This is a genomic window from Polynucleobacter sp. MWH-Loch1C5 (assembly GCF_018881775.1).
Taxonomy (GTDB): domain Bacteria; phylum Pseudomonadota; class Gammaproteobacteria; order Burkholderiales; family Burkholderiaceae; genus Polynucleobacter.
Window position 1 is genome coordinate 633,377 of the sequence record NZ_JACVPR010000001.1, and the last position, 12,951, is coordinate 646,327.

15 protein-coding genes and 1 pseudogene are annotated in these 12,951 nt (G+C 45.0%); 9 read left to right on the forward strand and 7 right to left on the reverse strand.

The annotated features are described in order from the left end of the window. Nucleotides 1-72 precede the first annotated feature (72 nt). Complete coding sequence (locus ICE94_RS03160; protein ID WP_216148723.1) at nucleotides 73-672, forward strand: RNA pyrophosphohydrolase; 600 nt, start codon at nucleotides 73-75, stop codon at nucleotides 670-672. Next, nucleotides 669-1,181: a CNP1-like family protein gene (locus ICE94_RS03165; RefSeq protein WP_216148725.1), complete on the forward strand. Its 513-nt coding sequence runs from the start codon at nucleotides 669-671 to the stop codon at nucleotides 1,179-1,181. Before ICE94_RS03160 ends, ICE94_RS03165 begins: the two co-directional genes overlap by 4 nt. A gap of 16 nt (nucleotides 1,182-1,197) precedes the next feature. Here ICE94_RS03165 and proB read toward each other — a convergent pair. The 4 genes and pseudogenes from proB to rplU form a co-directional block, all read right to left on the reverse strand. Then, nucleotides 1,198-1,980 (reverse strand): annotated as a pseudogene (proB, locus tag ICE94_RS03170) (glutamate 5-kinase); the annotation flags it as partial. A 35-nt stretch (nucleotides 1,981-2,015) separates the two neighbouring features. After that, nucleotides 2,016-3,101, reverse strand: a complete 1,086-nt coding sequence (gene obgE, locus ICE94_RS03175) for a GTPase ObgE (RefSeq protein ID WP_216148731.1) — start codon at nucleotides 3,099-3,101, stop codon at nucleotides 2,016-2,018. A 113-nt stretch (nucleotides 3,102-3,214) separates the two neighbouring features. Beyond that, nucleotides 3,215-3,475: a 50S ribosomal protein L27 gene (rpmA, locus tag ICE94_RS03180; protein ID WP_216148734.1), complete on the reverse strand. Its 261-nt coding sequence runs from the start codon at nucleotides 3,473-3,475 to the stop codon at nucleotides 3,215-3,217. 21 nt (nucleotides 3,476-3,496) lie between these two features. Then, a complete protein-coding gene (gene rplU, locus ICE94_RS03185) occupies nucleotides 3,497-3,808 on the reverse strand; it encodes a 50S ribosomal protein L21 (protein ID WP_216148737.1) in 312 nt (103 codons plus the stop codon). A 230-nt stretch (nucleotides 3,809-4,038) separates the two neighbouring features. On the opposite strand from rplU, the gene ICE94_RS03190 reads away from it, so the two are divergent. From ICE94_RS03190 to zapD, 7 genes are all read left to right on the forward strand, one after another. After that, a complete protein-coding gene (locus ICE94_RS03190) occupies nucleotides 4,039-5,025 on the forward strand; it encodes a polyprenyl synthetase family protein (protein ID WP_255539133.1) in 987 nt (328 codons plus the stop codon). A 102-nt stretch (nucleotides 5,026-5,127) separates the two neighbouring features. Then, nucleotides 5,128-6,405 carry an HlyC/CorC family transporter gene (locus tag ICE94_RS03195; RefSeq protein WP_370623771.1) on the forward strand — a complete coding sequence of 426 codons (1,278 nt, stop codon included), beginning with the start codon at nucleotides 5,128-5,130 and terminating at the stop codon, nucleotides 6,403-6,405. Next, nucleotides 6,395-7,513 (forward strand): GspE/PulE family protein, encoded by a 1,119-nt coding sequence (locus ICE94_RS03200; protein WP_216148740.1) that lies wholly within the window; start codon nucleotides 6,395-6,397, stop codon nucleotides 7,511-7,513. The genes ICE94_RS03195 and ICE94_RS03200 overlap by 11 nt, the downstream gene beginning before the upstream one ends. Nucleotides 7,514-7,518: 5 nt before the next feature. Further along, nucleotides 7,519-8,520: a type II secretion system F family protein gene (locus tag ICE94_RS03205; protein WP_216148743.1), complete on the forward strand. Its 1,002-nt coding sequence runs from the start codon at nucleotides 7,519-7,521 to the stop codon at nucleotides 8,518-8,520. Then, nucleotides 8,520-8,975, forward strand: coding sequence for an A24 family peptidase (locus tag ICE94_RS03210; protein WP_216148746.1), 456 nt, complete (start codon nucleotides 8,520-8,522; stop codon nucleotides 8,973-8,975). The genes ICE94_RS03205 and ICE94_RS03210 overlap by 1 nt, the downstream gene beginning before the upstream one ends. A gap of 9 nt (nucleotides 8,976-8,984) precedes the next feature. After that, nucleotides 8,985-9,644, forward strand: coding sequence for a dephospho-CoA kinase (coaE, locus tag ICE94_RS03215; protein ID WP_255539069.1), 660 nt, complete (start codon nucleotides 8,985-8,987; stop codon nucleotides 9,642-9,644). 44 nt (nucleotides 9,645-9,688) lie between these two features. Then, nucleotides 9,689-10,438, forward strand: a complete 750-nt coding sequence (zapD, locus tag ICE94_RS03220) for a cell division protein ZapD (RefSeq protein ID WP_216148749.1) — start codon at nucleotides 9,689-9,691, stop codon at nucleotides 10,436-10,438. Here the strand turns inward: zapD and mutT are convergent. The 3 genes from mutT to argJ are packed head-to-tail and all read right to left on the reverse strand — an operon-like array spanning nucleotide 10,435 to nucleotide 12,949. Next, nucleotides 10,435-10,851 carry an 8-oxo-dGTP diphosphatase MutT gene (mutT, locus tag ICE94_RS03225; protein WP_216148752.1) on the reverse strand — a complete coding sequence of 139 codons (417 nt, stop codon included), beginning with the start codon at nucleotides 10,849-10,851 and terminating at the stop codon, nucleotides 10,435-10,437. The two genes, zapD and mutT, sit on opposite strands and share 4 nt — an antisense overlap. A gap of 5 nt (nucleotides 10,852-10,856) precedes the next feature. After that, entirely contained in the window at nucleotides 10,857-11,720 is an 864-nt protein-coding gene (locus ICE94_RS03230; protein ID WP_216148755.1) for an ATP-binding protein, read from the reverse strand. A gap of 2 nt (nucleotides 11,721-11,722) precedes the next feature. Beyond that, entirely contained in the window at nucleotides 11,723-12,949 is a 1,227-nt protein-coding gene (gene argJ, locus ICE94_RS03235) for a bifunctional glutamate N-acetyltransferase/amino-acid acetyltransferase ArgJ (protein ID WP_216148758.1), read from the reverse strand. Nucleotides 12,950-12,951: the final 2 nt, after the last annotated feature.

Sequence of the window (12,951 nt, forward strand, 5' to 3'; positions counted from 1 at the left end):
TTCTTTAAATGGTTAGGGTATCGCTATAATCAAGATATTGATTTTAAAGGATTAAGGGATTAAGGCAGGAATATGCTCGACAGAGAAGGGTATCGACCCAACGTCGGCATCGTTCTTCTCAATCAACGCAATGAAGTGTTCTGGGGCAAACGAGTTGGACAGCATTCTTGGCAATTTCCTCAAGGCGGCATCCAACATGGTGAAAATCCTGAACAAGCGATGTATCGTGAGTTGCATGAGGAGATCGGTCTAGCGCCGCAGCACGTTCAAATTATTGGACGTACACGTGAATGGCTACGTTATGACGTGCCAGAGGAATTCCTGCGTCGTAGCCAAAATCTGCGTTCTGCCACTGGTAAACCTAGAGCGAGCTATCGTGGCCAAAAACAGATCTGGTTCTTACTCAGAATGGTCGGCAGAGATAGTGACATCAGTTTAAGAGCTACGGATCACCCTGAGTTTGATGCCTGGCGTTGGAGCCCCTATTGGGTACCACTGGATGTGGTGATTGATTTCAAACGCGAAGTCTATCAACTTGCACTCTCAGAGTTAGCCCGCTATTTATCACGCAACAGAAAAATGAGTATGTTGCCTTGGGGTAGTGATCTCGAATTACCTCGCTTTGGCATCAAAGCCCCACGTAAAAATTCCTCAGAAGGACATGAGTCATGAAAAAAATACTATTTGGCTTGTGCTTCATGCAATGTCTCAGCTCTTTAGCATTGGCACAATACAAAACTCTGGATCCTAACGACGCCAATGATCCCGATGCGCCACGCGTTTGGTCAGAAGTCGACATAGAGCTACCTAAAGAAGGGCCTTCGAATGATTTACGCCCTTTTTATGTTTCCAATACAACAACTCTAAGCTTTGCGATTGATGCTAAAAGCTTAAGTATTGGTCAAGATGATGTGATTCGCTATATTGTTGTCATTACTAGCCCGAGTGGTGCTCAGCAAGCTACCTATGAAGGTATTCGCTGCGAAAAATATGAGTCTCGTCACTACGCGACCTATCAAATCTCAGAAAAAAAATGGGTCAGAAATCCCTACAGCAAATGGGAAATTATTCACGGCGGTAGCCGCAACCGTTACCACGCAGCTTTGGTGCAAGATGCTTTTTGTGATTTTAAAAATCCAAGAAGAAATCGCGAAGAAATCCTACGTTTACTCAAACCTTAACAAGGTTTTAGTGGTTCGCTAGCAACTGCGTGCCAATCAGCTCGCCTTCTGCAAGGCGTACCAATACTTGATTTTCAGTGCCATCGGCAATCACGGTATTGGCACCAGATTGCTTGGCTAATTTAGCAGCCAACACTTTGGTCAACATGCCACCCGTACCAATCGCACTGCCTGAACCGCCCGCCATCACTTCTAACTGGGCATCCCCGGCTTTCGCAGTCTGTATCAGAGTAGCATTCGGATTTTTACGTGGATCTTCGCTGTAAAGACCCCCTTGATCAGTCAGAATGATGAGTGCATCAGCTTCAATCAAGTTGGTAACCAAAGCACCTAAAGTATCGTTGTCACCAAACTTAATTTCATCGGTGACGACTGTGTCATTCTCATTAATGATAGGTACCACACCCATCTTGAGGAGCGTCAAGAGAGTCATGCGGGCATTTTGATAACGCTGCTCGTCGGCCAAGTCAGCATTCGTCAAAAGAACTTGTGCGGTTTTGATGCCATGTTTAGCAAAACAAGTTTCATAAACTTGCACCAAGCCCATTTGGCCAACAGCTGCTGCAGCTTGTAACTCATGTATATCTGTGGGGCGTTTTTGCCAACCCAGGCGCTGCATGCCTTCCGCAATAGCGCCAGAACTCACCATCACGACTTGCTTACCCATTTGTCGCAGTTTTGCCATTTGCTCAGCCCAACGACCAATCGCGGCATGGTCCAGTCCCTGACCATGATTAGTCACTAAAGTGGAACCTACTTTGACAACGACACAATTTGCTTCTTGAATGGCTTTACGCACAATAACCTCTATGCTGTTTTTGATCTTTTTATTGATTAACTATTAGACTCATCATCGCTAGGCAAAAAACGTACATCTGCTTCTTGTTCTTCTTCAAGATCCCGTGCGGCACGCTTGGCATCTAGGTCTTTCTGAATCGCATAACAAAGTTCTTTACAGCCCTCACCGGTCAAGGCAGAAATCTCAAAGACAGGGCCCTTCCAAGCAAATGCTTTCACGAATTTTTTAATCCGCTCAGCACGCTCTTCAGCAGGAATCATGTCGACTTTATTCAGAACCAACCAGCGTGGTTTGGAATATAAATCTTCATCATATTTTTTGAGCTCATTCACAATCGCTTTAGCTTCAGCCACCGTATCGATGTTTTCATCAAAGGGGGCCATATCCACCAAATGCAAAAGTAAGTTCGTTCTCTGTAAATGCTTTAAGAAACGGTGACCTAAACCAGCACCTTCAGCCGCACCCTCAATCAAACCCGGAATATCAGCAATCACAAAACTTTTTTCATGGCTGACTCGGACTACACCTAAATTAGGATGCAAGGTAGTGAATGGATAGTCTGCAATCTTCGGTCTAGCATTCGAGACTGCGGTAATGAATGTGGACTTACCCGCATTAGGCATACCCAATAAACCCACATCCGCCAAAACTTTCAGTTCAAGTCTGAGCTTACGTTCTTCGCCCGGCAGACCATTGGTCTTTTGACGCGGTGCGCGATTCGTACTGCTCTTAAAGTGCAAATTACCCCAACCCCCTGCACCGCCCTTAGCGAGGCAAAGTCTTTGTCCGTGGTAAGTTAAATCAGCAATGACATCTTCTGTTTCACTGTCATAAATAATCGTGCCAACTGGCATGCGCAATTCAATATCTTCACCGGCTTTGCCATAACAGTCAGAACCACGACCAGGTTCACCGTTTTGCGCTAAATGTTTTTTTGCATAGCGATAGTCAACGAGGGTATTGATATTGCGATCAGCAATGGCATACACGCTGCCACCACGACCGCCGTCACCGCCGTCTGGACCACCGAACTCAATGAATTTTTCACGGCGCATAGAAGCGCTACCGGAACCACCGTGGCCGGCCACAACTTCAATACGGGCTTCGTCAATAAATTTCATGAGTGACTGACTTACTTTCTAGGTCTATACAATTTTCTAATCAATAAAAAAGGCCTCGCTTGGCGAGGCCTTATTCTGAGTTGAGTGTCTTAGTTCAATTCAGTTAAGGCGAATTAAGCACGCGGCAAAACAGATACGACTGCTTTTTTGCCAGCGCCTTTAACGCCAAATTGAACATGACCATCTACCAATGCAAACAATGTGTGGTCTTTGCCACAACCTACGTTTACACCAGGATGAACACGTGTACCGCGTTGACGCACGATAATGCCACCGGCATTAATTGCTTGACCGCCATACACTTTTACACCTAAACGTTTTGACTCGGAATCACGACCGTTGCGCGTGGAACCGCCACCTTTTTTCTGTGCCATTTTTTACTCCGTTCTACCTGCTTAGGCTTTAATGGTGTTAATCAAGATCTCAGTAAAGTTCTGACGATGACCTTGACGCTTTTGATAGTGCTTACGTCTGCGCATCTTAAAAATCTTTACTTTGTCATGACGACCTTGTGCGACAACAGTGGCTTTAACAGCAGCACCTGCAACCAGAGGTTCACCAATCTTGAGTGACTCGCCCTCGCCGACGGCAAGAACCTGGTCCAAAGTGATTTCGCTGCCAACGTCCGCCGGTATCTGTTCTATTTTCAATTTTTCGCCAGCAGCAACCTTATATTGTTTGCCACCGGTTTTTATGACCGCGTACATATAGAAATCTTTCTTTAGTTACCTCTAGCAACCCCATGTCGCTAGATAGCCTTAGATTATAGCCCTAGCCTTATTTCTAGTCAAAAAGTAGAATCGTGTTTTACTAGTGTCTAGTAAAAGCGTTGTTTTTCCATCTATTTATAAAAAATATGATTGAATTCAATGGCTTATATGATGAAAATACGATAAAGAGACCCGATAAGCAGTATCTCAAACAGATTAAAAAGTTAATGAGCACTAACTTACAAGCCATTTTAAGCCCGGTTGAGCAGGATATGAAGACCCTCGATGAGGTCATTCGTACCCGCTTACAGTCGGATGTGGTACTCATCAATCAGATTTCTCATTACATCATTGGCGCGGGTGGCAAACGCTTACGTCCCGCATTATTGATGATGACTGCGCAAGCTCTAGGGGGTACTCAAGTTGCCCACCGTCACGAAATGGCTGCCGTAGTCGAGTTCATACACACTGCCACCTTATTGCATGACGATGTGGTTGACGAATCTTCTTTACGTCGTGGTCGCGCTACCGCCAATGCTGCTTTTGGTAATGCCGCGAGTGTGCTCGTCGGTGACTTTTTATATTCGAGAGCATTTCAGATGATGGTGGCGCCTGGGCAGATGCGTATTATGGAAATCCTAGCCAATGCCACTAATACGATCGCTGAAGGCGAAGTCCTGCAACTACTGAATATGCATGACCCTGATGTCAATGAAGAACGTTATGTTCAGGTGATTAACTTTAAAACCGCGAAATTGTTTGAAGCCGCCGCCTCTTTAGGCGCTTTATTGGCGGGGGCCAGCGAAGCTCAATTTGCGGCAGCAGAGCGCTACGGTCGCCACATCGGTACCGCCTTCCAAATTGTGGATGATCTTTTAGATTACACCGCAGATGCATCACAGATGGGTAAAAATGCGGGCGATGATTTGCGTGAAGGCAAGCCTACCTTGCCTCTGATTTACCTCTTACAAAACGGTACTGCTGAGCAAAAAGCTTTGATTCGTTCGGCCATTGAACAAGCCGATGAGCTGCCTGACGATGTCTTTGAAAAGGTTTATCGTGCCATCGTCGAGTCTCAGGCTCTGAAGTACACGCAAAGCGTTGCAGAAAAAGAAGCTCATTTAGCCAAAGAAGCATTAAAAGCCTTCCCGCACAATGCGGTTACCCAAAGTTTGAGTGCTTTGTGTGACTATTCACTCGTGCGTACACACTAATTTTCTAATCTTGTCCTACACATCTTGTCCATCTTTGGACAAATACTTTTTCTTATGACTTTGCTATAGTGATAGCCATGTTCATTACTGATAAAGGTCTCAGTGGATTCTTGGCTTGATCATTGGCCCTGGTGGGTTCAAGTTGCCTTAGTTATTCTACTTTTGGTGATCTCGGCTTTTTTCTCCATCACAGAGACAAGCATGATGGCATCCAATCGCCATCGCTTACGACATCTTGCCAATCGCGGGAATAAGGGTGCGAAAAACACTCAGGATCTTTTAAGTCGTACTGAAGAACTCCTCTCAGTGATTCTGATTGGCAACAACGTGGTCAATACGATTGTGCCCGTCCTCTTGGGAGCCATTGCATTACATGCCTTTGGTAACAATGCCACAGTCTTGTCGATCAGTACGGGCGTATCGGCAGTCCTGATTATTATCTTCTGCGAAATCACGCCGAAAGTAATTGGTGCCACCTTCCCAGAACGAATTGCGATGTGGGTGAGCTGGATTATCAAACCATTGACGGTCCTTCTGAAACCCATCATGTGGCTGATCAATGTTTTTGTATCTGCCTTACTCAAACTATTGCGTATCAATACCAAAGACACAAAACATAGCCAGATGACCCGCGATGAATTACGTAGCGTTTTGTTGGAATCGCACTTTATTCCTCATAAGCATCGCAATATTTTGTTGAACTTCTTTAACTTAGAAGAGATTCAAGTCGACGATGTGATGACGCCGCGTGCACGGGTAGAAGTTTTAGATTTATCACGTCCTATTGATGAAGTGATTCATCAATTAGAAACTTGTTATCACAATAAATTACCAGTCTTTGATGAAGACTCAGACAAGATTATTGGCATTTTGGCGGTGCGCAAGGCTTTATCCCTATTAGGAGATGAAGAGCTCACCCATGAGCACTTCAGAGAAATCTTAAGTCCGTCTTATTTCATTCCAAGTGGCACACCGGTATTACAACAGTTGCAATACTTCCAAGAAAACCAAGAACGTATTGGCCTAGTTGTCGATGAGTATGGGGTCGTTCAAGGCATTGTGACGATTGAAGATATCTTAGAAGAACTCATTGGTGAATTCACGACTTCTTTACCGGATCTAGCCACTAAAACAAAATGGTTACCTGACAATACCTATATTGCTGATGGTACGGCCACCTTAAGAGATTTAAACCGTCTTCTAAGCTTGGATTTACCTTTAGATGGTCCTAAGACTCTCAACGGTCTATTGCTGGAATATCTTGAAGACATCCCTGATAACGACGTGAGTGTGCGTCTTGAGGGTGTTGTGATGGAAATCACACAAGTTGATGATCAAATTATCAAAACAGTGAAAATCTATCGACCGAATGGCAGCTGAGACGAGTCCACAAACGTGGAATACGATTCTTCAGCAAGCCATTCAGTTTAAAGCCAGCGACATACATATCGAACCAAGGGGTATCGATTGGCAAGTTCGTCTGCGCATTGATGGCCTACTGCGCGAATTACCTATCGCTCCTGATATATCCCGGGAGCGCTTATCCAACTTCATCAAAGTGATGGCTGATTTAGATATTTCTGAAAAGCGCTTACCCCAAGATGGCCAAATAAAAACTGAGATCAATCAGCAAAGTATTCAATTACGAGTCTCGACCATGCCCGTGCTGCATGGCGAAAAAATTGTGCTACGTCTGACAGGCCACTACACAGACTTTGATGACACCTTGAGTGCTCTAGGTATGAATGCAGCACAAGAGGATTTAATGATGGGTGCCTTACAACAAAGTTCTGGTTTGATTTTAGTGACAGGCCCTACCGGTAGCGGTAAATCAAGAACTCTGTATACCTGCCTCAACATATTGAATGACGGGCAAAGAAATATTTGTGCGATTGAAGATCCTATTGAAATTGAATACCCGGGTATTCAGCAAATTCCGATACACACTAAGGCAGGTTTTGATTATCCGCATGCCCTCAGAGCACTATTACGACAAGACCCAGATGTCATCATGATTGGTGAAATCCGCGATCGCACGACTGCTCAAATCGCACTCGAAGCGAGTCGCACGGGTCACTTAATCCTGGCCAGCCTTCATACGACTAGTGCTTTAGGTAGTATTGCTCGACTTCATGGTCTAGGGATTGATCAAGCAGATCTTTTAGAAGAACTAAGGCTAGCCTCTGCACAACGTTTACTACGTCAACGATGCCCCTCTTGCCATGGCTCGGGCGTTCTTTGCGACACATGCCATCAGAAGTCCTATCTAGGACGTATAGCCGTTCATGAAGTGCTGCCCATGACCGCAAAATTACGCGAGGCTTTTTATATAGGCCATTCACTGGGGACAATCAAAAAGCAACTGTCTCAGATGGGCTTTAAATCCATTGATGAAGAAGCCCAATCCCTGATTGCCCAAGGTATTACCGATGAGGCAGAGGTTCAACGCGTTCTAGGATTGAACGATATCCGCAAGCACCATGAGTGAGCACTATGAAGATTGAAGATGAAATGCGCTTTTATCAAAGCTTGGGCTTTTTATTACAAGCAGGCCTACCTTTAATGAATGCTCTAGAGAAAACAGGGGTACAGTCCATGCTAAGGGGCATCCAAGAAGGTCGATCTTTGGCGGAGGTACTCAATCAACATGCATGTCATCTGTCATGTGTACAGATGATTCGCATCGGTGAACAAAGTGGTCAACTGACGTCTGCGCTGATAGAAGCATCTGAAGAACTGCAAGAACTCATTAAAAATCAAACAGAAATGAAGCGAGCCTTGCAATATCCCTGCTTTGTACTGGCTTTGGCAATCTCTATTTTGGCGGGGATGTTGTATTGGGTGGTACCCAGTTTTGCCAGTATGTTCACGCAATTCAATGCTGAATTACCCAAACCAACACAAGTTTTACTGACTGTATCAGAAAATATACAGAGCTATGGTCTATGGGTTTTACTGAGCTTTACTGTGATTTTTTTATCTGCAAGAACTTTGCTCGTGCGCCATCGTGGCTGCCAACAATTCTGGGATTATTTACTCGTGAGACTCCCCGTGATCGGCCCCTTACTCGGACATTATCTTTGTCAAACATGGGCACAACAATTGGCTCGTTTATTGCGCTCAGGAATGTCTTTGCCTTTAGCCTTACTGGAAATCGCTCAATATTCGAACCATTGGGTTGTTCATGATGCCTGCCTAGGTATTCATTCTCAATTAAGCCTAGGTCATTCTTTAGCTCATGCAGTACAAAGAACACATTTAGGTAGGCTACTTCGACCTAGCCTAGTTCAATTAATCGAAGTGGCCGAGGCATCGTCACAACTAGATTCTGTTTTATTAATGATTGGGCAAGAAGAAAAACGACAATGGAGTCATTCAATCACCCAGCTCAATAAAAACTTAGAGCCGGCCCTCATCTTATTCCTCGGTATGATCTTGGTCATGATGATTAGCGCCTTATATTTACCTATTTTTGAGATGGGTCACTTATTTTGATGAGCCTGACTTTTTCGATTTTGATTGCCTGCTTATTACTGGTACTTAGCCTCATCGATTGGCGTACTTTTTTACTGCCTGATTGGGGTACCTTTAGTCTGATGGGCGTAGGCTTCTTGCTCAATTTTTTTCACATTTACCCCTATGGTTGGCAAGAGTCTGTACTCGGTTTATTGTGCGGCTACGGTTTGATCTGGCTGGCTAACTTCATCTATCGTTACATCAAAGGACAAGATGGTATGGGTATGGGAGATGCCAAATTATTAGCGGGCTTGGGTGCTTGCTACGGCATATCACTCTTACCGATCATTTTGCTCGGTGCTTGTCTCATTGGCTTAGCAGGTGGAATCTTGTGGTTACAGATTAAAGGTCAATCACTGCGTTCACCCTTCCCATTTGGACCCTATTTAGCCCTATCCGGTGTTTTGATTGGCAATTACTCGCTCTACTTTTAATATGTCATCATGACAGCCATGAATACCCCTTATTATCCATTGCTACGCGTGGGCCTGACCGGCGGGATAGGCAGTGGTAAAAGTGCAGTTGCCCGGTATTTATCAGAGCATGGTGCCCATATTATCGATACCGACGCACTCGCTCATCAAATTACAGCTCCTGGTGGTTTAGCTATGCCGGCTATTCGAGAGAGCTTCGGCGATGATTTTATAGATAGCTCGGGGGCTTTAAATCGCACAAAAATGCGGGAGTTGGTTTTTTCAAACCCGGCTGCTTTAGCACGTCTAGAAGCGATCACTCATCCCCTCATTCGCCGCTTAACAGAAGAGGCGGCTATGCAAGCAATTGCTTTCAATCCTAGCTATGTGGTTTTTATGATTCCGCTACTCTTCGAATCCGGGGACTGGCACGGGCATGAACCCAAAAAGCTAGACGTGATTGTGGTGGTCGATTGCCCCGAAGAGCAACAAATCGCCAGAGTCATGGCGCGTAGTGGTCTTGATCGCTTAGCCGTTGAGCAAATCATGGCCCAACAGGTGAATCGTCAAGAACGTCTTGCCCATGCCGACTGGGTGATTCCCAATGATGGCGATCTGGAACATCTCAAAAGGCAGTGCAATCTCGCCCACGAAAGACTATTGGCTTTGAAAAATACTAAAAATCGTTAATAAATCGACAAAAACTCACGATTTTGGGTCTAGAATAGTGAGCTGTGATTATTTACGAATACCCCTTCAATGAGCTGGTTCGCAGTCTTTTAAGACTCGAATACCTCTTTGACCGTTTTGAGTATTTCGTTAATCACGAAGATGCGCGTGACCAACATGCTGCCATTGCTATTTTGTTTGATTTAGCGGAAATCACTGCTCGAGCTGATTTGAAGTCGAGCTTGATGAAAGAATTAGATCGCCAAAAGAGCTCTTTGATGAGCCTCAAAAATTCAGCACAAATTAATCAAGATGCTCTGAATCGCACACTCGGCGAAATGGATGCAATCTGGCAACAAATTAATCAAACGGGTAAAAGTAATACAGGCATCCTTGAGAGTGAATGGCTGAATCTGATTCGTTCACGTTTAAGTATTCCGGGCGGCACGAGCCCCGTCGATTTGCCAGCGTATTACGCCTGGCAATTTACCCCAGCAGAAAATCGTATTCAGTTACTGAAGTCTTATGTGCAACCTTTGCAAGCATGGAATGTGGCAAGCCAAATGTTCTTACGTTTATTACGTGAGTCAGGCAAACCACAAGCAATGAATGCACCAAGCGGCTCATACCAACAGATGCTATCTGGCAAGACCTATCAGTTAATGCGTGTTTTTGTCGAAGACCCACAATTGATTCCTGAAATCAGCGCCAATAAATATATGTTGTGGACGCGCTTTATGATTTCTGATGGTTTGGCCAAACCCAAACCGGTGGGTACCGATGTGAGCTTTCAGCTCTCATTATGTAACTTCTAAAGACTCATTCCTCTTAGCTTTTCCATAATCGGAATCGTCGCTGGCAATAGCGGCTCTAATGATGACTGAGAGTCGTCTAATGAAAGCCAAGCAAGCTGTTGTTCTTCCATGCCTTGAGGATTACCCTGCCATTGCCTCACTAAACAGATATGCAATCTGACATAAGCATGCGGATAGTCATGCTCTAGCACCATGAACTCGTTGGCATCTTCAATCACAATATTGATTTCTTCTTGTAATTCACGACGTAAGGCTAAAAAGATTGTTTCACCCGGCTCCACCTTGCCACCCGGGAATTCCCAATAACCCGCGTAGGGCTTGCCATGAGGCCTTTGCCCTAAAAGTACGGTGTGATTTTGAATAAGGACGCCGACTGCCACTTCAACAATGGGGCGAGTTGTCGATTGATTCACAAGCTTTACTGTTGGCCAGCCCAGTGGCGCGCAAATTGCCAAGCCACACGACCCGAACGAGAGCCACGCTCTAATGCCCAAATCAGAGCTTCAGGATGAGCGGCCTTGATTTTCTCAGGACTCAAATCAAAGTGCTTTAACCAATGATCGACCATATCCAAATACTCATCTTGCTTCGGTGGATAGAAGGAAATCCATAAACCAAAGCGCTCAGAAAGCGATATTTTTTCTTCTACTACTTCACCAGGATGAATCTCACCATCCTTGGTGTGCACATAAGATTGGTTATCACTCATGTACTCGGGTAATAAATGACGGCGATTAGAAGTGGCATAAATCAAAATATTGTCAGACTGGGCAGCTACAGAACCATCCAAGGCTGACTTCAATGATTTATAACCAGACTCGCCATCTTCAAACGATAAATCGTCGCAAAAGATAATGAAACGCTCAGGGCGTTTTGCCAACTGATCGGTAATATCACCCAAATCAGTGAGATGCTCTTTATCAACTTCAACCAAACGTAAGCCCTGCTTGGCAAACTCATTTAAACAGGCCTTGATTAAAGAAGATTTACCGGTGCCTCGCGCACCCGTCAAAAGAACATTATTCGCAGGCTTACCTGCCACAAAGTGGGCGGTGTTGTCGTAAATAAGATTTTTTTGACGCTCAATATGCTGTAAATCAGCAAAGGAAATCTTGGAGGTGTGCGTAACCGCTTGCAAGTACCCCAACTTACCAAACAAAGTGTCTTTACGACGCCAGCGATAAGCATGCGCCTGCCAATCGGCTTCTGTCATGGCAGGCGGCAACCACTCTTCTAGGCGAGTGAGTAATTGAACCAGTTGTTGACTGTAATCTGCGGCCATAATTAAGAACGATAGTCAGCATTGATCGTGACATAGTCATGCGATAGGTCACAGGTCCAAACAGTATGACTTGCTTGGCCTCGACCTAAATCAGCTTTGACTTTGATCTCAGCTTTTTTCATGACTCTTTGACCATCGGCTTCCTGATAATCAGGGTGACGGCCACCATTTTTTGCAACCCACACATCATCTAGCCATAATTGCACACCATTGACATCGAGATCAGCAATGCCTGCATAACCAATCGCAGCCAAGATACGACCTAGATTAGGATCGCTCGCAAAGAAGGCTGTTTTCACTAGTGGAGAATGAGCAATTGCTTTTGCTACTTGCTGACACTCAGCGGTAGTTTTTCCACCGACGATTTCAATCGTGATGAATTTAGTGGCACCCTCGCCATCACGCACAATCATTTGCGCAAGAGCTTGGCTCATTTCAATCAATACTTTTTTAAACTCTTCATAAACAGGGCCCGTTTCCGGAATCTCAAGACCACTCGTACCACTTGCCATAATGATGAAAGAATCATTGGTCGAGGTATCCCCATCAATCGTGATCGCATTAAATGAGGCATCCGCTGCTTCTACAGTAAGCTTTTTGAGTAAAGCACTAGATACTTTGGCATCGGTAGCTAAATACCCCAACATGGTGGCCATATTGGGTTGAATCATGCCAGCGCCTTTACTAATACCGGTGAAAGTGATTGTTTTTCCTGCAATCGTGACCTGACGTGAACAAGCCTTAGGCTGAGTGTCGGTGGTCATAATCGCTTCAGCAGCGTTGTACCAATTATCTTCTTGTAGATTAGCAATCGCTTGCGGTAGTGCGGCGACTAATTTATCTACAGGCAAAGGCTCCAAAATCACGCCCGTAGAAAAAGGCAGAATTTGCTGGGCATTGACTGAGAGCAACTTGGCGAGCTCACTACAAGTTGTTTGTGCGTTTCGGTAACCGGGCTCGCCTGTACCTGCATTTGCATTGCCAGTATTGACAACCAGAGCGGCAATACCCTCTTGATGAGTCGCTAAATGTTCACGACAAATTTGCACAGGTGCCGCGCAAAAACGATTTTTAGTAAAAACACCAGCCACCGTTGTGCCTGCTTGCAAAGCAATCACAAGCACATCTTTACGTCCTGATTTACGAATCCCCGCTTGCGCATGACCTAAGCGAATGCCAGCTACAGGCTTAAGTTCACTGGCAACAGGTAAAGGTAAGTTCACGGCCATGG